Source organism: Hyphomicrobium sulfonivorans, from assembly GCF_013306565.1.
GTDB classification, from domain to species: Bacteria; Pseudomonadota; Alphaproteobacteria; order Rhizobiales; family Hyphomicrobiaceae; genus Hyphomicrobium_A; species Hyphomicrobium_A sulfonivorans.
Map to the genome: position 1 here is coordinate 1,078,312 of NZ_PZPO01000001.1, position 21,152 is coordinate 1,099,463.

General features: G+C 61.6%; 17 protein-coding genes. 12 read left to right on the forward strand and 5 right to left on the reverse strand.

The window, feature by feature from the left end:
- Nucleotides 1–31: 31 nt before the first annotated feature.
- Together C6Y62_RS04985 and ppk2 are read right to left on the reverse strand one after the other, a co-directional pair.
- Nucleotides 32–1,990 carry a transglycosylase domain-containing protein gene (locus tag C6Y62_RS04985; RefSeq protein WP_173952992.1) on the reverse strand — a complete coding sequence of 653 codons (1,959 nt, stop codon included), beginning with the start codon at nucleotides 1,988–1,990 and terminating at the stop codon, nucleotides 32–34.
- Nucleotides 1,991–2,587: 597 nt separating this feature from the next.
- Nucleotides 2,588–3,505: a polyphosphate kinase 2 gene (gene ppk2 / locus C6Y62_RS04990; protein ID WP_173952993.1), complete on the reverse strand. Its 918-nt coding sequence runs from the start codon at nucleotides 3,503–3,505 to the stop codon at nucleotides 2,588–2,590.
- A gap of 145 nt (nucleotides 3,506–3,650) precedes the next feature.
- On the opposite strand from ppk2, the gene C6Y62_RS04995 reads away from it, so the two are divergent.
- The 7 genes from C6Y62_RS04995 to phoB all read left to right on the forward strand — a co-directional run bounded on the left by C6Y62_RS04995 (nucleotide 3,651) and on the right by phoB (nucleotide 11,773).
- Nucleotides 3,651–5,009 carry an ATP-binding protein gene (locus C6Y62_RS04995; RefSeq protein WP_173952994.1) on the forward strand — a complete coding sequence of 453 codons (1,359 nt, stop codon included), beginning with the start codon at nucleotides 3,651–3,653 and terminating at the stop codon, nucleotides 5,007–5,009.
- 413 nt (nucleotides 5,010–5,422) lie between these two features.
- Nucleotides 5,423–6,481, forward strand: coding sequence for a substrate-binding domain-containing protein (locus C6Y62_RS05000; RefSeq protein ID WP_173952995.1), 1,059 nt, complete (start codon nucleotides 5,423–5,425; stop codon nucleotides 6,479–6,481).
- Nucleotides 6,482–6,630: 149 nt separating this feature from the next.
- Nucleotides 6,631–8,112, forward strand: a complete 1,482-nt coding sequence (gene pstC, locus C6Y62_RS05005) for a phosphate ABC transporter permease subunit PstC (protein WP_173952996.1) — start codon at nucleotides 6,631–6,633, stop codon at nucleotides 8,110–8,112.
- On the forward strand, nucleotides 8,112–9,446 hold the full coding sequence (gene pstA, locus C6Y62_RS05010; RefSeq protein ID WP_173952997.1) for a phosphate ABC transporter permease PstA: 1,335 nt from the start codon (nucleotides 8,112–8,114) through the stop codon (nucleotides 9,444–9,446). The genes pstC and pstA overlap by 1 nt, the downstream gene beginning before the upstream one ends.
- Before the next feature lie 24 nt (nucleotides 9,447–9,470).
- Complete coding sequence (gene pstB, locus C6Y62_RS05015) at nucleotides 9,471–10,277, forward strand: phosphate ABC transporter ATP-binding protein PstB (protein WP_173952998.1); 807 nt, start codon at nucleotides 9,471–9,473, stop codon at nucleotides 10,275–10,277.
- Between the two features lie 80 nt (nucleotides 10,278–10,357).
- Nucleotides 10,358–11,062: a phosphate signaling complex protein PhoU gene (gene phoU, locus C6Y62_RS05020; RefSeq protein WP_173952999.1), complete on the forward strand. Its 705-nt coding sequence runs from the start codon at nucleotides 10,358–10,360 to the stop codon at nucleotides 11,060–11,062.
- Between the two features lie 24 nt (nucleotides 11,063–11,086).
- Nucleotides 11,087–11,773, forward strand: a complete 687-nt coding sequence (gene phoB / locus C6Y62_RS05025) for a phosphate regulon transcriptional regulator PhoB (RefSeq protein ID WP_068459472.1) — start codon at nucleotides 11,087–11,089, stop codon at nucleotides 11,771–11,773.
- A gap of 323 nt (nucleotides 11,774–12,096) precedes the next feature.
- Here the strand turns inward: phoB and C6Y62_RS05030 are convergent, their stop codons facing one another.
- On the reverse strand, nucleotides 12,097–12,660 hold the full coding sequence (locus C6Y62_RS05030; RefSeq protein WP_068459470.1) for a GcrA family cell cycle regulator: 564 nt from the start codon (nucleotides 12,658–12,660) through the stop codon (nucleotides 12,097–12,099).
- Between the two features lie 773 nt (nucleotides 12,661–13,433).
- Here C6Y62_RS05030 and C6Y62_RS05035 point away from each other — a divergent pair.
- From C6Y62_RS05035 to C6Y62_RS16320, 5 genes are all read left to right on the forward strand, one after another.
- Complete coding sequence (locus tag C6Y62_RS05035; RefSeq protein WP_173953089.1) at nucleotides 13,434–14,600, forward strand: aspartate aminotransferase family protein; 1,167 nt, start codon at nucleotides 13,434–13,436, stop codon at nucleotides 14,598–14,600.
- 35 nt (nucleotides 14,601–14,635) lie between these two features.
- Nucleotides 14,636–15,580: an ornithine carbamoyltransferase gene (gene argF, locus C6Y62_RS05040; RefSeq protein ID WP_068459467.1), complete on the forward strand. Its 945-nt coding sequence runs from the start codon at nucleotides 14,636–14,638 to the stop codon at nucleotides 15,578–15,580.
- 3 nt (nucleotides 15,581–15,583) lie between these two features.
- Nucleotides 15,584–16,585: an Hsp33 family molecular chaperone gene (locus C6Y62_RS05045; protein ID WP_173953000.1), complete on the forward strand. Its 1,002-nt coding sequence runs from the start codon at nucleotides 15,584–15,586 to the stop codon at nucleotides 16,583–16,585.
- Between the two features lie 250 nt (nucleotides 16,586–16,835).
- On the forward strand, nucleotides 16,836–19,145 hold the full coding sequence (locus C6Y62_RS05050; protein WP_173953001.1) for an FdhF/YdeP family oxidoreductase: 2,310 nt from the start codon (nucleotides 16,836–16,838) through the stop codon (nucleotides 19,143–19,145).
- Between the two features lie 2 nt (nucleotides 19,146–19,147).
- Complete coding sequence (locus C6Y62_RS16320; protein WP_246274292.1) at nucleotides 19,148–19,510, forward strand: hypothetical protein; 363 nt, start codon at nucleotides 19,148–19,150, stop codon at nucleotides 19,508–19,510.
- Between the two features lie 62 nt (nucleotides 19,511–19,572).
- Here C6Y62_RS16320 and argE read toward each other — a convergent pair whose 3' ends face one another.
- Entirely contained in the window at nucleotides 19,573–20,748 is a 1,176-nt protein-coding gene (argE, locus tag C6Y62_RS05060; protein ID WP_173953002.1) for an acetylornithine deacetylase, read from the reverse strand.
- Nucleotides 20,749–20,758: 10 nt separating this feature from the next.
- Nucleotides 20,759–21,151 (reverse strand): Co2+/Mg2+ efflux protein ApaG, encoded by a 393-nt coding sequence (apaG, locus tag C6Y62_RS05065; protein ID WP_068462109.1) that lies wholly within the window; start codon nucleotides 21,149–21,151, stop codon nucleotides 20,759–20,761.
- Between the last annotated feature and the right edge of the window lies 1 nt (nucleotide 21,152).

Genomic DNA, 21,152 nt, shown 5'->3' on the forward strand with positions numbered 1-21,152 from the left:
GCATGCTCCGTTTGTCAGCGTGCGCCTGCGCTTATCGCGCGCCATCACCAATGGATGCTGTATCCGGCGTCGTGACGCTGTCGGTATCCAGTGCGCGCGCGATGAAGTCTTCGGCAGTGCGTTCGGATGGATAGTCGTCGCTGTCGGGCGGCGTTGACGCTTGCGGCAATGCAGGTCGCGGCGTTGCTTGCGCCACTGGCTGCTGCGCGTGCGGGGCTCGAATGGGAGCTGACGGCCCCATCATGATGTGGCGCCAGATCTCTGCGGGAAGGCTGCCGCCAACAACGCGATTCATCGTGCTGCCGTCATCGTTGCCGGTCCACACGCCCGCGATGAGGCGATCGCTGTAGCCGATGAACCAGGCGTCACGGAAGCCTTGCGACGTGCCGGTCTTGCCCGCCGCCGATCCATTCGGAAGCGCTGCGCGCCGGCCGGTGCCTTCGTTCAACGCTGTCGTCAGCATATCGTCCATATAGCGCGTGTGTGCAGGCGCGATCACTGGCTGGCGCGGTTGCGGCTGGTGCGAAAACAGCACCTTGCCCTTCAGGCTGCTGACGCGGCGGATGACATAGGGCTCGGTGGCGTGGCCGCCATTTGCAAACGGGTTGTAAGCATTGGTCAGCTCAAGCAGCGACACTTCCGATGTGCCGAGCGAGATAGTTGCATCGCGCGCCAGCGGCGAAGCAATGCCAAGCCGCTTCGCCAGCCGTATTACGCGTGCGGGGCCAACCTCAGCGGTCAGGCGTGCCGAAACAGAATTGATCGATTTGGCCAGCGCCGTACGCAACGGCATCTGGCCGAGGTATTCGCCGTTTTCGTTGCGCGGCGACCAACTGCCGATTGTGATCGGGATGTCGTTGACGATTGTATCCGGCGTGTAGCCAGCCTCCAGAGCGGCAAGATACACGAACGGCTTGAACGCTGATCCCGGCTGACGCATCGCCTTCACGGCGCGATTGAACTGCGTGTCGCTGTAAGAGCGGCCACCCACAAGAGCGCGTACGGCACCATCGCGATCAAGCACGACAACGGCGGCTTCGCTGGCCTGCAATTCCTGTCCGCGCACGGCCAGATGTTCTTCGACGACGTTTGCAGCATTGGCCTGCAAAACCGGATCAAGCGTCGTTTCGACGACAAGGCCCGATGCTTCCGTCGCCAGCCCCATCACGAATGCAGGCGCCAGTCGCTCCATCACGTAATCTACAGCGTAGTCAGCACCGAGGGGCGCGGCGTGCTGCGAGCGTTTGAATGCGTCGGCAACCTCTTCAAGTGCCTGCCGCTCCTGCTCCTCCGTGATGAAGCCAATTTCCTCCATCTGCGACAGCACCAGCCGGGCGCGGGCGCGGGCAAAGCCGGGATTGGACAACGGCGAATAACGCGACGGAGCCTTCAGCAGTCCGGCCAGCATCGCCGATTCAGCGAGCGTCAGATCGCGCGCAGATTTTCTGAAGTAGCGGCGAGCGGCAGCATCGACGCCATAGGCGCCCGCGCCGAGATAAACCCGGTTGAGATAGAGCTCCATGATGTCTTGCTTCGACAGCCGGGATTCCAGCCAGAGCGCCAGCGTGAACTCTTCAAGCTTGCGGGAGAACGTACGATCGTGGCTGAGGTACAGGTTCTTTGCCAGCTGCTGGGTAAGCGTTGAGCCGCCCTGCACCGTGCGCCCCTTGCGCAGATTGATCACAACCGCACGCGCCATGCCGATTGGGTCGACGCCATGATGGTCGTAGAAGCGCTGATCTTCGGTGGCGACTACTGCATCGCTGACGTAGCGCGGCAGCAGATCAAGCGGAACGTAGTCATCGCCGCCGCCGCGCTCGCTGATGACTGTGCCATCGGCAGCCAGCACGCGCACATAGGGCGTGTTCTTCTTGGGGCGCAGCGTCAGCGGATCGGGGTAGATGACCGAATAGTAGATCATCAGGCCGGCGATCGAGGCGATTGCGAAAGCCAGGCCATAGAGCGGCGCAACCAGCAGCACGCGCTTCATGGAGGAGCGCTTAGGTTTAGCCGATGACGAAAAAAGGCCCATTGTCAGGCCCTAGCCCCCGTTAACAAAATTTTGCTGAATGATGCAGATGCCGCGCATCTGCGGGCCAATCTACTCTTATCACATCTAAGGTGCAGTAAACCTTGCCGTCGCATGGTCAAATAGACCTCGCTTCGGCGTGATTGCGCTGACTGCCTGCGTGAAATGCGCGAAGATTCTACCGACAACACGTCGCGAAGCCGGCCCAATAGCTTGCTGGTCAGGATTGACGTAGAAACAGTTTGGCAGTTCGCGACCCGGCGCAAAGGTTCGCATGCGGCTGCTGCACCGGGTGTGCGCGCCAGCAAGTTCCGGCGTAAAAATGCAAACGAATGAAAGCGTTGCCGCCTGTGGTGGCTCGCAAAGTCAGAATTTCTGCGCAGCAACGTTGGACCTCCGCAAGGGGACGGCGCGACCGCATCACGCGTAGACTAGCAGGCCCTGCGCCGCGTTGAAACCCATGCTTCCGCATACGCAGGTTTGCCCACATTGCACCCGCTGTGCCTCCGCTGGCGCAGGGTTCGGCGGGCTTCATGGCCTGCCTGCGGCGAGGCTATGTCAGGGCTGACGGTAATATTCACGCCCAATGCCTATGATTTTGGGATCCGGCGTGCCTACCGCTTTCGCGTCCTTGTCAGGATAGTCTGAGTGGAACAACACCCAGCGGATCGTTTCCAGGCGCGCGCGGCGCTGATCGTTGGCGCGAACGATGATCCACGGCGCCAGTTCGCTGCTGGTGCGCGCGAAGATCTCATTCTGGGCGCGGGTGTAGTCGTCCCACTTGTCGATGGCGGCCAGATCGACATCGGTGATCTTCCAGCGCTTGAAAGGATTGTGGCGGCGCTCATGGAAGCGCACCAGCTGCATCTCGCGCCCGATGATCAGATGAAACTTGAACAGCTGGATACCGTCGCGCACGAGCAGCGCCTCAAAATCAGGGACGTCGCGCAGGAACTTTTCGGTCTGCTCTGGCGTGCAGAAATTCATCACGCGCTCGACGCCGGCGCGGTTGTACCAGGAGCGGTCGAACAGCACCATGTCGCCCGCCGTTGGAAAGTGACGGACATAGCGCTGGAAATACCATTGCCCGCGCTCTTCCTCGTTTGGCTTCGACAATGCAACCGAGCGGGCATGGCGAGAGTTGAGCCGTTCCATAAAGCGGCGGATGCAACTTCCCTTGCCGGAGGCATCGCGGCCCTCGAACAGCGCAATAAACCGCTGCCCCTGCTGCTGGATGTGAGACTGCAGCTTCAGCAGCTCGAGCTGCAGCTCGGTCAGCTCTTCGCCGTAAGGCTTCTTCTTAAGTTCGCTGTCGTAGGGGAAGCCGCCCGATGTCAATGCGTGATCGGCAATCGCGGGCGGTAACACCGGATTGTTGATATCGAAGCTGCAGGCCAATTCGGCATCGTCGCTTGAAGAAGGGCTCGTTGCATCTTCCGAACCTTTGTTTTTGCCCTTGTTGCCGGCCTTAGCCATTCCGACCCTCCGTTTCAAATCGCTGTTGGCCGCCATGGTAAGCGATTTTGCACTAAGCGGCGCCTGTCATGATCAAGAGGTGTTATGGTGCTAATGAAAGCGTTTTGTTGGCATCAACAAACACCTCTGGACTGAAGATAAAGCGATGTCGATAGGATCGGGCTTCACGAGTATTCGGTGGGCAGAGCGCCGCGTCGAGGCGGAAGCGTGGCTGCGAGAGCGATGGGCGGCGGCAAAGCTTCGGCTTGCGCAGCGCACGATGCCGGTCGCGGCTGCGGCTATAATCTTCATGATGTTGATGCTGACCGGATCGCTCAGCGGGCTCGCCGCGATTGGCGGGCTCGCCAGCATGTTGCTGGCCGCCGCCGTGTGGCCGCTGGACTGGTCCGGCGCTGACGCCCCCGGCGTTGAAGTTCCTGCCATCGCAGGGCGCCGGATTGGTGACGGAGAGCGTTCAGGCTGGCGTGCGGTGATCGACGCAATTCCAACCGCGGCTCTTGCTCTCGACGCCAACGGTGACCTGCTGCATCACAACAGGCTTGCAGCGGAGATGTTTCCCAAGATTCGCGATGGCGCTCCGATGAGCAAGATATCGCGCAGTCCCGATCTGCTGGTTGCAATCGATCAGCTTCTCGTCGGCTCTGAGGACCGCATCGATGTGGAGCTGGTCGATAGGGTGCCGGTCGAACGCCGCCTGGAGGCCACGGTTTCACGCTTGGCGCCGATCGATCGAGCTTCGCCGCCCCACGTGCTGGTTACTTTCCGCGACATGACGGAAGAAGACCGGCTTGGTCAGATGCGTTCGGACTTTATCGCCAATGCAAGTCACGAACTGCGTACGCCGCTGGCGTCACTGCGCGGCTTTGTGGAAACGTTGCAAGGCCCAGCCCGCGAAGATGCGAACGCGCGCGAGCGGTTTTTGAAACTCATGGCCGTCCAGGCTGAACGCATGACGCGGTTGATCGACGATCTGCTTTCGCTCAGCCGCGTTGAAATGCGCGCGCACCTGCCTCCGCGTGGCATCGCGGAACTGAACGAAACCGCCTCGTACGTCTGCCAGTCGCTTGAGCCGATCGCTGAAGCGCAGCGCGCGACGGTCGTGCTGGTGAGCGATGTCGAAACTGCGCGCATCCGTGGCGACCGCGAAGAGATTGTGCAGGTGCTGCAGAACCTCATCCAGAACGCTATCAAGTATGGCCGCTCCGGAGGCACAATCGAGGTGCGGGTCGGACGGGAGGCGCGACCGGATGCGAGCGCCGCTCGAGTCTGGGTCAGCGTCACGGATGAAGGTCATGGCATCGCGGCTGAGCATCTGCCGCGCCTGACCGAGCGGTTCTATCGTGTCAGCGCTATCTCCAGCCGGGAAAAGGGTGGAACGGGGCTTGGGCTTGCCATCGTCAAGCACATCCTCAACCGCCACCGGGCGGATCTGCGCATCAGCTCCAAGATCGGCGTCGGGTCGACATTCACGGCCAGCTTCGAGGAGCTGGGCGCCGGCGGCTAGGCCCGTACCGAACTTAACCGCGCCTCCTCCCCTTGCCTGCTGAGGCCGCCGCCCCGCTCCGGGACGGAGGCGCCCCGTCGCGGTTCCGAGCCGCGTCGAAGGCTCGCGAACCGGCTTTTTCCTGCCCCTCTGGAGTGGCGCCGGCGGCAGCCGGCCTCCGGCCTCCGGATCGTCGCCCATGCAACTTTGTGGCATTCCAAGAGCGCAGCCGCGGCAAAATCCGGGCTAACAGAGGCCCCGCGCGCCGGCGACACCTGAATAAAATTCAGGTGAATCAATTTGTTGAGCTGTCATGAAAGTATTGTTGCGCTGGTTTACATAAGCCTCACGGCGCAAGGCGTCGGACGGGGGACAGGTTCAAAGATGTGTGGGATTTATGGGCCCCGTTATCACTCCAAGACCAGGAGATCAGTGTGAGCAATAAGATTCTCGCGAGCACGGCCGCTGTGGCCGTTCTTGGCTCGTTGGCATTCGCAGCCCCGGCCGTCGCGCGCGACCAGATCCAGATTGCCGGTTCCTCTACGGTTCTGCCTTACGCCAACATTGTTGCCGAGCAGTTCGGCAAGACCTTCAACAATTTCAAGACGCCGATCGTTGAGTCGGGGGGCTCCTCGGCCGGTCTGAAGCAGTTCTGCCAGGGCCTTGGCGAAGGCACGATCGACATCGCCAACGCCTCGCGCAAGATCAAGGAAGGCGAGATCGCCGAGTGCGCCAAGAACGGCGTGAAGGAAATCGTCGAAGTTCAGTTCGGCTATGACGGCATCGTGTTCGCCGTTGACTCCAAGTCGGACGACTGGGCCATCGAGCCGAAGGACATCTACCTCGCTCTCGCCGCTGAAGTGCCGAAGGATGGCGCTCTCGTCGCCAACACCTACAAGACCTGGAAGGAAGTAAACGACAAGCTTCCGGACTGGCCGATTGCCGCATACATCCCCGGTGAGAAGCACGGCACGCGCGAAGTGTTCGAAGAGAAGGTAATGCACGCTGGCTGCAAGGCCACCGGCGCTGACAAGCTTCTCGCCGCCAAGGCCGAAGGCGACGACGCTGCCAAGAAGAAGGCCGCTGACAAGGCTTGCGTGCAGGTCCGTAAGGACGGCGCTGCTGTCGACATCGACGGCGACTACACCGAGACCCTGGCTCGCATCACCTCCAACCCCAAGGGCGTTGGCGTGTTCGGTCTTTCGTTCTTCGAGAACAACACCGACAAGCTGAAGGTTGCCACGATCAGCGGCGTTGCTCCGTCGGTAGAGACGATCTCTTCGGGTGAATATCCGGTTTCCCGCCCGCTTCAGTTCTATGTGAAGAAGGCGCACATCGGCGTTATCCCGGGCCTCAAGGAATTCGTAGAATTCTTCGCTTCCGACCGCATGATCGGCCCGGATGGTCCGCTGGCCGAGTATGGCCTCGTTCCTTCGCCGGATGCAGAGCGCACGAAGCTGCAGGAAGACGTCAAGGCCGCCAAGTCAATGTAATTTGACGGCTGACTAAGTGCATCGCGAGGCGGTTCAGTCTTCAGTTATGGGCTGGACCGCCAAGCGGCGACCCGAATGCGTTCGGCATCGGGCCGTTTGCCTGAGGAGCGGCGTCTTCGCGACGCACGCTGCAAACGAGGACCGCGAAGTTGTCGACGTCCGTCTTACTCTTAGGATTACTTGTTGCGGCGCTATTAGCGTTTGGCCTCGGCCTTTCGCGCGCCAATGCCCTTGCCAAGAAGGGCGATGCGCATCTCCATTCTCGCGCCGGTTATTACGGAACCTATCTGGCGCTGTGGACCTTGCTGCCTGCTCTGATCGTTCTTGGCATCTGGTCGGCCGCTGAAGCGCCGATCATTCGCGGCGTCGTTTCCGCCGGGCTGCCTGAGAATGTCAAAGCGCTGACGCCAGCGGAACAGTCGCTGATCGTCGGCCGCATCAATTCCGTTGCGCGCGGTCTGCCCAGACTGACGCCGGAGGAATTCGAGACCGTCCGCAAGGTGCGCTACGGCTTCACGACTCCGGCTGAAGCTCAGCGCGTGCTGCAGGAGCGCGGCACTGTGCTTGGCTCCGCGCCCGAGCCTTATGTCATCGCTGCGGCGTATGAGCAGGTCGAGCTGCTGCAACGCAGCCGCACGATGCTGACCGCGCTGATTGCGGCGCTTGCTCTCGGTGGGTTTGCCTACGCCAACTGGCGTATGAGCCCCACCTTAAGGGCACGCAACACAGTCGAAGCGATGGTCCTCACCGGGCTGTTTCTCGCCTCCACCGTCGCCATCCTCACAACGGTCGGCATCGTTTTCTCGATGCTGTTTGAGGCCATTCACTTCTTCCAGTCGGTCTCGCCGCTCAGCTTCTTCTTCGGAACCACCTGGGATCCGCGCTTCTCCGCCGCCGGTAGCGGCAGCAACACTTCTGGCCAGTTCGGTCTCATCCCGCTGCTGTGGGGCACGCTCTATATCTCGATCGTCGCGCTGCTGGTTGCAGTTCCGGTCGGTTTGTTCAGCGCCATCTATATGTCGGAATATGCCAGCCGCAGCATCCGCACCATTGCCAAGCCGCTGCTGGAAATTCTGGCCGGCATCCCCACCATCGTTTACGGCCTCTTTGCGCTCATCACCTTCGGTCCGTTCCTGCGCGATATGGGTGCTCACATCGGCTTCGAGATTTCGGCAACGAGTGTGCTCACCGCCGGTCTTATCATGGGTGTGATGCTGATCCCGTTCGTGTCGTCGCTTTCCGATGACATCATCAACGCGGTGCCGCAGTCGCTGCGCGAAGGCTCGTACGGGCTCGGTGCCACGCAATCGGAAACCATCCGTCGTGTTGTGCTTCCCGCTGCCTTGCCCGGCATCGTCGGCGCAATCCTGCTGGCCGCATCGCGCGCCATCGGTGAAACGATGATCGTGGTGATGGCAGCCGGTATCGCCGCCAATCTCACGCTCAATCCCTTCGAGCCGGTCACCACGATCACGGTCAAGATCGTCAGCCAGCTCACCGGCGACCTTGAGTTCAACTCACCGCAGACGCTCGTCGCATTCGCACTGGGTCTCACCCTGTTCGTCTTCACGCTGTGTCTCAACATCTACGCGCTCTACATCGTGCGCAAATACCGGGAGCAATACGAATAATGGCTGTCGATACCATTCCCGGCTCGCTTCCCGGCCCGGCATCGGGCAATGCGCGAGACAAGACAAACGCCGCGATCCAGAAGTCGATCCGTCGCCGCTACGCCGCCGAGCGTCGCTTCAAGATATACGGTGTTGCCGCGATCCTGTTCGGCCTGGCATTCCTGGCGGTGCTGTTCTGGAGCATCATTTCAACCGGCTACACATCGTTCGTGCAGTCATCGTTCAAGCTTGATGTGCTTCTTGATCGTTCGGTGATCGATCCGAGCGGCCAGAAAGATCCGAATGCATTGCGCTCAGCCGACTACACGCTGCTGGCGCGCAAGGCTCTTGCCACGGCGCTGGGCGCGGACACCGCTAATCGCCGTGACATGCGTGAGGTCGGTCAGCTCCTGTCGCGCGATGTCGACGTCGAGATCCGCAATGAGGTGCTCGCTAATCCTTCTTTGATCGGCAAGACTATTCCGGTCTGGGTGCTTGCAAGTGGCCGCGTGGACAACCTGCTCAAGGGGCAGCTTGACCGCGACCTGCCGGCTGCGGTCCGCAAGATCTCCGATCAGCAGCTTGCATGGATCGACAAGGCGGAAGCTGAAGGTCGGCTTGTGAAGCGCTTCAACACCGGGCTGTTCACCAACGGCGCTTCCAGTAATCCGGAAACGGCCGGCATCGGTGTGGCGCTAGTCGGTTCGCTTTTTATGATGATGACGGTGCTGCTGCTGGCGGTGCCGCTGGGTGTTGCCGCAGCTGTCTATCTTGAAGAGTTCGCGCCCAAGAACTTCTGGACCGATCTCATCGAGGTAAACATCAACAACCTGGCTGCGGTGCCATCCATCGTGTTCGGTCTGTTGGGTCTTGCCATCTTCATCAACTTTGCCGGTCTGCCGCGATCTGCTTCGATTGTCGGCGGCCTGGTGCTGACGTTGATGACGCTGCCCACGATCATCATCGCAACGCGCGCCGCCATCGGTGCGGTGCCGCCGTCGATCCGCGAAGCTGCGCTCGGCGTCGGTGCTTCCAAGATGCAGGCCATCAGCCATCACGTCGTGCCGCTGGCGATGCCTGGCATTCTCACCGGCACCATCATCGGTCTGGCGAAGGCGCTGGGTGAAACCGCTCCGCTGCTGATGATCGGCATGGTCGCGTTCGTGGTCGAGTATCCGACTTCGCCGATGTCGCCTTCAACGGCTCTGCCTGTGCAGATCTACATGTGGGCAACCTCAGCGGAGCGCGGCTTCGTCGAGCGTACAGCGGGCGCAACCCTGATCCTGCTGGCATTGCTAATCTGCATGAACCTTTTCGCCGTCATTCTGCGTCGCAAGTACGAACGGCGCTGGTAAAACAAAGTTCTTTAGGAGCTTAAGATGCTCAAGATGCCTAATCTCGAAGTCCACCAGCCCGACGCAGTCAAGCACGATACGAAAGTGTCGGCGCAGGATGTGAACGTCTACTACGGTGAGAAGCACGCTCTGCAGAACGTGTCGGTGAACATCCCCGATCGCTCGGTGATGGCGTTTATCGGTCCGTCTGGTTGCGGTAAGTCAACGTTCCTGCGCTGCATCAACCGCATGAACGACACGATCCCGATCGCCAAGGTCACCGGCAAGATCATCATCGACAATCAGGACATCTACGATCCCAGTCTTGATGTCGTGCAGCTTCGTGCTCGCGTCGGCATGGTGTTCCAGAAGCCGAACCCGTTCCCGAAGTCGATCTATGAAAACGTGGCCTATGGGCCGCGCATTCACGGTCTCAGCCACTCCAAGGCGGATCTCGACGAGATCGTAGGTGCCAGCCTTGAGAAGGCCGGTCTCTGGAAAGAAGTGAAGGATCGTCTCAACGATCCCGGCACTGGTCTTTCCGGTGGTCAACAGCAGCGGCTTTGCATTGCGCGCGCCATCGCGGTCAATCCGGAAGTGATCCTGATGGACGAGCCGTGCTCGGCACTGGACCCGATCGCGACCGCCAAGATCGAAGAGCTGATCGACGAACTGCGCCAGAACTACTGCATCATCATCGTTACGCACTCGATGCAGCAGGCCGCGCGTGTTTCTCAGCGAACGGCGTTCTTCCATCTCGGCACGCTTGTGGAGGAAGGTAACACCACCGACATCTTCACCAACCCGAAGGACCAGCGCACGCAGGACTACATTACCGGACGCTTCGGCTAATGCTGCGCCATCTCAATCCATTCGGTCGCACCGCGACCCCCGCAACGGCACAGCCGAAAACTGCGGCAGGAGGGCCTTTAATGAACGAACACATCGTAAAGTCGTATGAGGAAGAGCTGGCTCTGCTCGATAAGAAGATCGCCCAGATGGGTGGTCTCGCGGAGCAGCTTCTGGGTCAGTCGCTCAGCGCGTTGGAGCGCCGCGATCCGAAGCTCGCCGAGGAAGTTGTTGTTGCTGACAAGGCGATCGACAATCTTGAGCGCGAGATTGAAGAGCAGGTCATCTCCATGATCGCGCGCCGTCAGCCGATGGCTAACGACCTGCGGCACATCATGGGCGCTCTGCGCATCACCACCGACCTTGAGCGCATCGGCGACCTGGCCAAGAACATCGCCAAGCGCGCGCTTGCGATTGCCGACGAATCCCATCCCAAGCCGCTGATGTCCGGCATCCGCCATATGGTGGAGCTGGCACTGCATCAGCTGAAGGAAGTGCTGGACGCCTATGCCGAGCGCGACGCCGACAAGGCGCTTGCGGTCTGGCGCCATGATGCGGAAATCGATGCGATGTACAATTCGCTGTTCCGCGAACTGCTGACCTACATGATGGAAGATCCGCGCAACATCGGCATTTCCACGCATCTGCTTTTCGGCGCCAAGAACATTGAGCGCGTGGGCGATCACACGACCAACATCGCCGAAACGGTGCACTTCCTGGTGCGCGGTTTCAATATTGCCGACGATCGGCCGAAGGACGATCAGACGAGTTCGACGCTGATCTCGTGATGATCGGGAGGTAGGGCCATAGGTATGTCCGCTAAGGTTCTCATCGTTGAGGATGAAGCTCCGCTGGCCGAGATGCTGCGTTACAATCTCGAAGCGGAAGGGTTTCGCGTGGCCCATGCGGAAACGGGCGAAGAGGCACTCATCCTCCTTGAGGAAGAGTGCCCCGACCTCGTGCTACTCGATTGGATGCTGCCGGGTGTTTCGGGCATCGAGCTGTGTCGCCGCCTGCGCGCCAAGTCAGATTCCCGCAACGTCTCGATCCTGATGCTCACCGCCCGTGGCGAGGAAAACGACCGCATCCGCGGCCTTTCCACGGGCGCTGACGACTATGTCGTCAAGCCGTTCTCGCTGCCGGAGCTGATGGCGCGGGTGAAGGCAATCCTGCGGCGCTCTTCGCCGGGGCGCGTGGCCGAGGTTCTGAAGATCGGCGATATCGAGCTCGATCGGGCGGCTCATCGCGTCATGCGTGGCTTGCGCCAGGTTCGTCTCGGGCCGACGGAATTCCGTCTTCTTGAATTCCTGATGGAAAGCCCGGGCCGCGTGCTGTCGCGTGGCCAGCTTCTCGACGGCGTATGGGGGCGCGATGCTTTCGTTGACGAGCGCACAGTCGATGTGCACATAGGCCGTCTGCGCAAGGCATTGATACGCGGCAACGAACGCGATCCGATCCGCACAGTCCGATCTGCGGGCTACGTGTTCGGTGAAGCATAGCGCACCGCGCACTTCCAAAGCGCCATCCAGAATTCGCGTGTCGTCCACGTCCGTTTGCGTGGTCGGCGCCGTCCGCTCTGTTGGGCAGCTCCGGCTGTTCTGCAGCGGCCGCCGTGATCCCTGATCGCCGCGGCCGTGCACTTTCCTAGACTGTAATTCCCTACGAAACTTCGCCGCGGTGCCGGAAGCACCGCGGCGTTTTTTTTGGCCAACCGGCACAGCGCATTGTGGATGCAAGCAGCCGGTGGAACGCGGCAAAAAAATAGCGCCGGGCGGCGGACCCGGCGCTACTGGTTGTGCGAACACGACGTGCGGGTGCGTGCTTACACAGTCTCTTTGCGCGAAAGGTTTTCGATAGCTCCACCGACCATCGGCTCCACAACCTCGCGCTCGCGGCGGCGGGTCTGCGGCGGCTGGAAGGCGCGGCGGGCGTGGAAGTCGCAGTATGGCAGGCCGGGAACCTTGTTCTTGCCGCAGAAGTGGAACTCTGCGGACTGCGGGTCACCGATCGGCCAACGGCAGGAGCACTCAGTCAAAGTCTGAATGGTTTTCCGCTCAGCCTTGGGGATGACCATCTCCTCGGCGGGCGGCGAATAGACTTCCTGCTCCACCTGATAGAGGGCCCGCAGCGCCGGATTGCCGGTGGTAGCAGGCGTAAAGCGCTGCTTGTTGTTGGCGATGCGCTTGTTGTTGGCGGCCAGCCGCGGACGCGGGCGGTGGCTCTTCATGCGCGAGGTGGTTGCGCGGCCGGAAAGACCAAGCCGATGAACCTTGCCGATCACGGCATTACGGGTGACGCTGCCAAGCCGGCCGGCGATCTGGCTTGCACTCAAGCCCTCGCCCCACAGCTTCTTCAACAGCTCCACACGCTCATCCGTCCAAGCCATAAAAATTCGCTCCCTGAGCACCAGGGGCGCGCGCTAGCCTAGGCGCACACCGATTGACATTCTCGGGACAGGCACAGGACGCAGCGCGGAGCGTACGAGTACGCTACGACGCACGCGGCAAGCCGATGCCGGACCCGGTTTACGGGGACGCTTTACTGGGTGACGCTGAACTGAAAGACGCTTGACACGGCGCGTACATTAGACACGCGGAGTAACTGCTCCGCCCATACGCTACCGGATACTAAGCAAGCGAGATCCGCGAAATAAGCGCGAAACCTCGTGCTGTGATGGGCTGGAGACTACAACAGCCAGAATTGAGCCTACAAGATCGGACGGCAGGGATTCGGGGCATCCAAATGTGTCGGTGGCATATTCGCAACAGGCAACGGTCCTCCCCGTTGCGGATTTGCCGATGGAATCAGGCTCTGCCCGGCTGTCAGGCTATGTGGATCGTTTTCCATCCCCAGGTGTCTGGCTTTATGCCCAGCCTAAGTGTCGCCGAGAGCTTTTTCAGGCTGTCGAGGCGCTGGCGGGAGCGGCCTTGCTGGAGGCTCCCCATCGGTTGCGAAAATGGAGTCGTCTGGCTCCCATTCCGTTGACAGATCAGCAGGTCACGCGTATCAACTGCGCTTCCAAGGCCGCCGCGGAAGGTGGCCTTTTTTGATTTTCAGCGCTGTTTCGCTGCACAGGGTGGCTGGCCAATGTCCTCATCCTTGGCGACCTCGGCTTCATCAACCAAGGCCGCAGTTACAACGGGCCCATCCGCGGCCGTGATGGGCACCTACGCGCGCCAGAACCTAGTTTTTGAGCGCGGTGAGGGCGTGTGGCTGATCACCGTTGATGGTGACCGCTACCTCGATCTTGGGTCCGGCGTCGCAGTCAATGTTCTCGGGCATGCGCATCCGCGTCTGGTCGCGGCCCTGAACGAGCAGGCTTCCAAGCTGTGGCATACCTCTAACCTCTATCGTGTAGAGGGGCAGGAACGGCTGGCCGAACGGCTGGTCGCCACGACGTTTGCCGATAAGGTGTTCTTCTGTAACTCCGGCGCTGAAGCGTGCGAGGCCGCGATCAAGGCTGCGCGCCGCTATCATTTCGCCGGCGGAGAGCCCGAGCGCTGGCGTATCATCACTTTCAGTGGCGCCTTCCATGGCCGTACGCTGGCAACGATCGCTGCCGGCGGCAATCCGCGTTATCTGGAAGGCTTCGGCACGCCGGTTGCCGGGTTCGATCAGGTTCCGTTCGGTGATCTCACCGCTACGGAAAAGGCGATCAGCCCCGAAACCGCAGCCATCATGATCGAGCCGGTGCAGGGCGAAGGCGGTGTCAATGTTGCCAGCGCCGAGTTCATGCAGGGCTTGCGCGCGCTGTGCGACGCCAACGGGCTGCTGCTCGTTCTCGATGAAGTGCAGTGCGGCATTGGCCGTTCGGGACAGCTGTTCTCCTATGAGCTGGCAGGCATCACGCCGGACCTGATGGCTATCGCCAAGGGTATCGGTGGCGGTTTCCCGCTCGGCGCGCTGCTGGCCACCGAGAATGCGGCCCGCGGACTCGTGCCCGGCACCCATGGCTCAACCTTCGGCGGCAATCCGCTTGCCACGGCCATTGGCCTTGAAGTGCTCAATGCGGTGCAGGAGGAAGGCTTCCTTGAATCCGTTCGTCGCAAGTCGCTGCACATTAAGCAGTCGCTTGCGGCCATCAGCGACAACTACCCGGGCATCGTGCAGGAAGTGCGCGGTCAGGGTCTTCTTGTCGGCCTGAAGCTGAGCGTGCCGCCCGCAGATCTGGTCGCTGCCGCGCGTGAGGAGCATCTGCTGCTCGTCGGCGCCAGCGACAACGTCGTTCGGCTTCTGCCGCCACTCAACATCACCGATGAGGAGATCGCCGAGGCGATGCAGCGCCTTGAGCGCGCGCTCGACCGCGTGGCGGAAGCCAGAACTTGAAGAAACCCCGATCCAAACCATCCGGCCGGAGCGCCATGGCCTCAAAATCCAAAAGCACCCCGCAGACGAGACACTTCCTCGATCTCGACGTCCTCGATGCGCCGACCTTGCGTCGCATCATCGACATGGCGCACGCGATGAAGAAAGCGGGCAAGCGAACGCCGGCGAAGTTCCGCCCGGCAGGGGTCGAGGAATCGACGCTGGCGATGATCTTCGAGAAGCCCTCGACGCGTACGCGGGTTTCGTTCGACGTCGCCATGCGCCAGCTCGGCGGCCAGACGTTGTCGCTCAACAACACCGATCTGCAGTTGGGGCGCGGTGAATCCATCAAGGACACCGCCCGCGTGCTGTCGCGTTATGTCGACGCGATCATGATCCGCGCCAACGCCCACGAGACGCTGCTCAGCCTGGCCGAGTTCGGCAGCGTGCCGGTCATCAATGGTCTTACCGACCGCAGCCATCCCTGTCAGGTGATGGCCGACATCCTCACGTACGAGGAGCACAAGGGGCCGATCAAGGGCAGCGTCGTGGCCTGGGTTGGCGATGGCAACAATGTTGCGGTGTCGTGGATGCACGCCGCTGTGCGCTTCGGTTTCGAGCTGCGCATCGCGTGCCCGGACAAGCTGCGGCCCGAACAGTCGATCGTTGACTGGGTCGCGCGCGAGAAGGGCGCCGTCAGCTATGGCAGCGATGCGGAAGCCGCTGTGAAGGGCGCCGATTGCGTCGTCACCGACACTTGGGTTTCGATGGGGCAGACCGATGCGGCGCGTCGCAAGCGGATGCTGAAGCCCTATCGCGTCGATGCGCGCCTGATGTCGAAGGCCGACAAGAACGCCATCTTTATGCACTGCCTGCCCGCTTATCTCGGCGATGAAGTCACCGAAGAAGTGCTGGAAGGCCCGCAGTCGGTTGTGTTCGATGAAGCCGAGAACCGGCTGCATGCGCAGAAGGCAATCCTCGCCTGGTGTCTGGGGGCCTGAGATATGGCGGACGACGTTGCGACGGCAGAACTGGCGGTGACAATTCCCACCGACGACATCGTGCTGCCTTTCCGCACGGTGCGCTCCGGCGTGGTTGGCCGTCTTGTCCGTCTTGGTCCGGCGATCGACGCGGTCCTGGCTCCGCATGACATGCCCGATCCGATATCGCAGGCGCTGGGCGAAGCGGTGGCGCTGACCGCCATGCTGGGCTCCGCGCTCAAGATCGATGGCCGCCTGACGCTGCAGACCAAAAGCGATGGCCTGCTCGATTTTCTCGTCGTCAGCTTCGAAGTTCCTGGCCGCGTCCGCGCCTACGCCCGCTATGACAAGACGCGCGTCGGCAACGGACAGGGGCTTGCCGCCAGCGAGCTGCTTGGCAGCGGCCACCTCGCCATCACTATCGATCCCGGCGAGGATATGGAGCGTTATCAGGGCATCGTTGAACTGACCGGCGAAGGCATTGCCGACGCGGCGCTCACCTACTTCAGCCAGTCGGAGCAGATCCCCACGTTCCTGCGTCTGGCCGTGGCCCGACATTATACCGCCGGCGAGAACGGTCAGCCCGGTCGCTGGCAGTGGCGCGCAGGCGGTCTGATGATCCAGAACCTGGCGCGGGAAGGCGGCACGGACGACGACGCGGCTATCGCCGACGATAACGAAGGCATCTTCTTTGACGATGCCGAGTACGACGGCGACGACATCGAGAACGACGACTGGGAGCGCACCCGCATCCTCGCCGCTACGGTTGAGGATCATGAACTGCTCGACCCGACCCTGCCGCCCGACCGGCTGCTGTATCGGCTGTTCCACGAGGAAGGCGTCCGCGTATTCCCCGCCGCCGCGATTGAGGCGCACTGCCGCTGCTCGCGCGAGGGCGTTGCGGCATTCCTCACCAGCTTCGGCGCGAGCGAGCTGGCTGATATGCGCGAACCGGATGGCTCCATCGGCGTGACGTGCGAGTTCTGCACCACGACCTATCGCTTTTCGCCGGACGAGTTCACTTGAGCGAACTACATTCCGCTGCGCTGATGTGGCGCTGAAAAGTCAGCCTTTTCAATTTGGAAGCAGAACAGTTCTAGTTGTCGCCACCGTAAGTGGTGAACGATGCAGCAAGTGCTGCCTCGTGACAGAGCAAATTGCCGGATTGTCTGGCTGCTCTGCAAATTCTGCATGACTGTCATAACCGCGGCTCGGTTGCCCCCCGATCCGATTTCGCAGATGCACATCAGTCTCCATACTTTTGAGAGCTGTGTGCATGGGCAAGCCCGAATTCATCGGAAAGAAATCGAAAGCGGCAGGTGGCTGGGGAGCGCTGAAAAGCTGCGGCAAGAAATTGCTCGCCAGCGGTGCGCCGCTTTCCGGTGCAGCGGCGATGCTGAAGGCCAACCAGCCAGACGGTTTCGATTGTCCCGGCTGCGCATGGGGCGACCCGGCGCACGGTTCCTCGTTCGAATTCTGCGAAAACGGCGTGAAGGCCGTCGCCTGGGAGGCGACGGACAAGCGCGTCGGGCCGAAGTTCTTCGCCAAGCACACGGTTTCGGAGCTGCGCTCATGGACCGACTACGAGCTTGAGAAGCAGGGTCGTCTCACGCATCCGATGCGTTATGACGCCGAGACCGACCGCTATGTAGAAGTGTCGTGGGACGACGCCTTTGCAGATATCGGCCGCATCCTCAACAGCCTCGACAGTCCGGACCGCGCCGAGTTCTACACCTCCGGCCGTGCCTCCAACGAAGCCGCCTATATCTATCAGCTGTTCGTGCGGCTCTACGGCACCAACAACTTCCCCGACTGCTCGAATATGTGCCACGAGGCTAGCGGCGTTGCGCTCGAACAGGCCATCGGCATCGGCAAGGGCACGGTCACGCTCGAAGACTTCGAGAAAGCCGACGCGATCTTCGTCATCGGGCAAAACCCCGGCACCAACCATCCGCGCATGTTGGGCGACCTACGCCGGGCCGCGATGCGTGGTGCGCGCGTTGCCGTGTTCAATCCCGTGCGCGAGAAGGGCCTGGAGCGTTTCGCCGATCCGCAGGACAAGCTTGAGATGCTGACCGGCGGTTCAACCGCCATCGCCAGCGAATACTTCCAGGTGCGCCTGGGCGGTGACATGGCTGCTGTTCGCGGCATGGCCAAGGCTGTGTTTGCAGCCGACGACGCAGCGCTTGCAGCAGGTCAACCGTCTGTGCTCGATCACGGCTTCCTGCGTCAGCACACGGCGGGCTTTGAAGCCTATCGCGCCGCTGTTGAGGCGACGAGCTGGGATCACATCGAACACCAGTCCGGCCTTGAGCGCGCACAGCTTGAGCATCTGGCGCAGATCTACATCGAGTCCGAGCGCACCATCTGCACCTGGGCTATGGGGCTGACGCAGCATCGACATTCGGTCGCGACGCTGCGCGAAGTTTCCAACTTCATGTTCCTGCGCGGCAACGTCGGCCGTCCGGGTGCTGGCCTGTGCCCCGTGCGCGGCCATTCAAACGTGCAGGGCGATCGCACAGTCGGCATCAACGAGAAGCCGCCGGTTGCATTCCTTGATGCGCTTGAAGCGGAATTCGGCGTGCCGATGCCGCGCCACAATGGTCACAACGTTCTCGCCGCCATCGGAGCCATGCTGGATGGCACCGCGCAGGCCTTCATCGGCCTTGGCGGAAACTTCGCCCGCGCGACGCCGGACAGCAGCCTGATCGCAAAGGCGATGCGCCAGCAGAAGCTCACCGTCAACATCGCCACCAAGCTCAATCACTCGCATCTACTGCCGGGTGCAGTCAGCTACGTGCTGCCGTGTCTCGGCCGCACCGAGATCGACCGCAACGCGCGCGGCATTGCGCAGATCGTGACCGTCGAAGATTCCATGTGCATGGTGCACGGCTCTGGCGGCATCAACAAACCGGCTTCAAAGGAGCTGCGTTCCGAGGTCGGCATCATCGCCGGCATCGCCGCCGCGACGGTCGGGTCGGAAGTGGTCGAGTGGGCCAAGCTGGCGCAGGATCACAACCTCATCCGCGATCTCATCGCGCGCACCATTCCCGGCTTCCATAACTACAACGAGCGCGTACGCCGCCCGCGCGGGTTCCGCCTCTATAACGCTGTCGATCATCGTGTGTGGAACACGCACACGCAGCGGGCGACGTTCTCCGATTGCGCGCTGCCGGAAGCAACCGAGCATCAGCAGGCGCTGAGCGAGGACGGCTTGTTCGTGTTGCAGACGTTCCGTTCGCACGATCAGTACAACACAACCGTCTATGGTCTCGACGACCGCTATCGCGGCATCTACGGCGAGCGCCGCGTTGTGTTCGTCAACCCGAAGGATCTGGCCGAGATCGGTGTCGAAGCCGGTGATCGTGTCAACATCGTCGGCCGCCATGATGATGGCGTTTCGCGCGTTGCCGAAGATTTCCGCGTCGTGCCATACGATCTGCCGCGCGGTTCCGTTGCCGGTTATTACCCCGAGCTGAATGTCGTAGTGCCGTTTTCGGCGGCGGGCGATCAGAGCGATACGCCGCTGTCCAAGTCGGTGCTGGTGTCGTTCAAGCCGGTTGAACGACAGCTCAGCGCCGCATGAGCATGACAGATACCAGTAGCGTTGCTGGCAACAGCAACGCATCGGATGCAGTTCCCGACGAGGAAGACATCTCGGAAGAGCGCTTCCTCGCGCTGGTCGATGAACTGCGCGCTGCAACGCCATCGCTGTCGCCGATCGGTGGCGGGGTGCTTGTCGCGCTTCGTCTGGGCATCAGTGACGACACGCGCACGTTCTCGCGTACGCTGGGCATCGAACATGCACTGGTGCTGCGCGAGGTGACGGAGCTGGCGGAAATAGGTTTGCTGCGCATCGTTGATCGCAAGCAGCGCTCGCAAAAAGCTTCGTTCGCGCTGACGGATATCTCGACTGCGCTTCTGGCGCGCACGTCGCTGGGCAGGGCGTAATCGCCGCCGCCGTCGCCGGCCTCGCTAAGCTTGGTTCGCAATCATTCTCTGTCGATCGCGCGTCAGCGCACCGCTGATCCGTGCTCGGCCCAATCGCCCAGCCGCTTCAGGAATGCGCTGCACTTCTCAAGCTGCTCGATTGCGATCCATTCGTCGGCGGTATGTGCCTGCGCAATGTCGCCCGGCCCCACCACAACCGATGGCGATCCGCCGGTCTGGAACAGGCCCGCTTCCGTCGCGTAGGAAACCGCGTGCGTTTCGTTCTGCTCAGCAAGACGCAGCGCCAACGCTACCGCCTCAGAATGTTCCCCCGCTGCGAACGGCGGCACCTGATTTGCGATGGCAATGTCGATGGCCGCTTCCGGTGCCACGCGCTGCATGTCGGGCAGGCACGTTTCGTTGGCGAACGCACGGATGCGCCGGTCGATGGCCGGAATATCGACCCCCGGCAGCGCGCGGATGTCGAAATCCATCGTGCATTCCACTGGCACAATATTCGTCGCCGTGCCGCCTTCGATCTTCGTCACCTGCATCGTCGCATAGGGCGGATCGAACCGCGCGTCCTGCGGCGCTTCTTTCAGCTCCGCTTCGATGCGTGCAATCTCGCCCAGCAGTTTGCCCGCCACGGTGATGGTGTTGACGCCCAGCGGCGCCATGCTCGAATGTGCCGCGCGGCCCTTGATGGTCACGTGCCAGCGCACCGGGCCCTTGTGGCAGTCGACAACCGTCATCAGCGTCGGCTCGCCTACAAATACCATGCGCGGCATCGTTAGCCGCTTGCCGAACTCGGCAATCATCGGCCGAACGCCAAGACAGCCGATCTCCTCGTCGTAGGAGAACGCGAGATGGATCGGCACCTGCAGCTTGCGGTTCATATAGTCGGGCACGGCAGCCAGCATGCAGGCCAGAAAGCCCTTCATGTCGGTGCTGCCACGGCCATAAAGTTTGCCATCCCGTTTCGTCAGCGTGAACGGATCTGACGTCCACTTCTGCCCGACAACCGGCACGACGTCGGTATGTCCCGACAGCGCAACGCCCGCGACGTTCTCCGGCCCGATGGTTGCGTACAGGCTGACTTTGCTGCCGTCCGCGTTGGGCACAAGCAGGCTGACGACGCCGTGCTGCAGAAGGTAGTCTTCCACAAACCGGATCAGTGCCACGTTGGATTTATGGCTCGTGGTGTCGAAGCTGACGAGGCGGTCCAGAAGCTCGATCACCGAATACTTCGGGCCCTTCATGTTCTGCTCGCTAGTTCACGCTGCGGGGTGCGAACGGACAGTCGAGCGAGAAGGCCGGTATTGCAACGTCGAACAACTCGCCCTTCGTGTCCGTCATCTGGTAGCTGCCCACCATGATGCCCGACGGCGTGCGCAAAGGACAGCCCGACGTGTAGGTGTAGGTCGTCCCCGGCTCGATCACCGGCGTTTCGCCTACAACGCCGGGGCCGCGCACTTCTTCCGTCATGCCAACGCCATCGGTAATCTGCCACATGCGCGAGCGCAGCTGCACCGTCTCCTCGCCCTCGTTGGCGATGTCGATGGTGTAGGCCCAGAAGAACTCGCTGTCCTCCGGCTGCGACTGGTCCTCAAGATATTGAGGGGTGACGCGGATGCGGATGCCGCGGGTCACAGCTTCGTACATG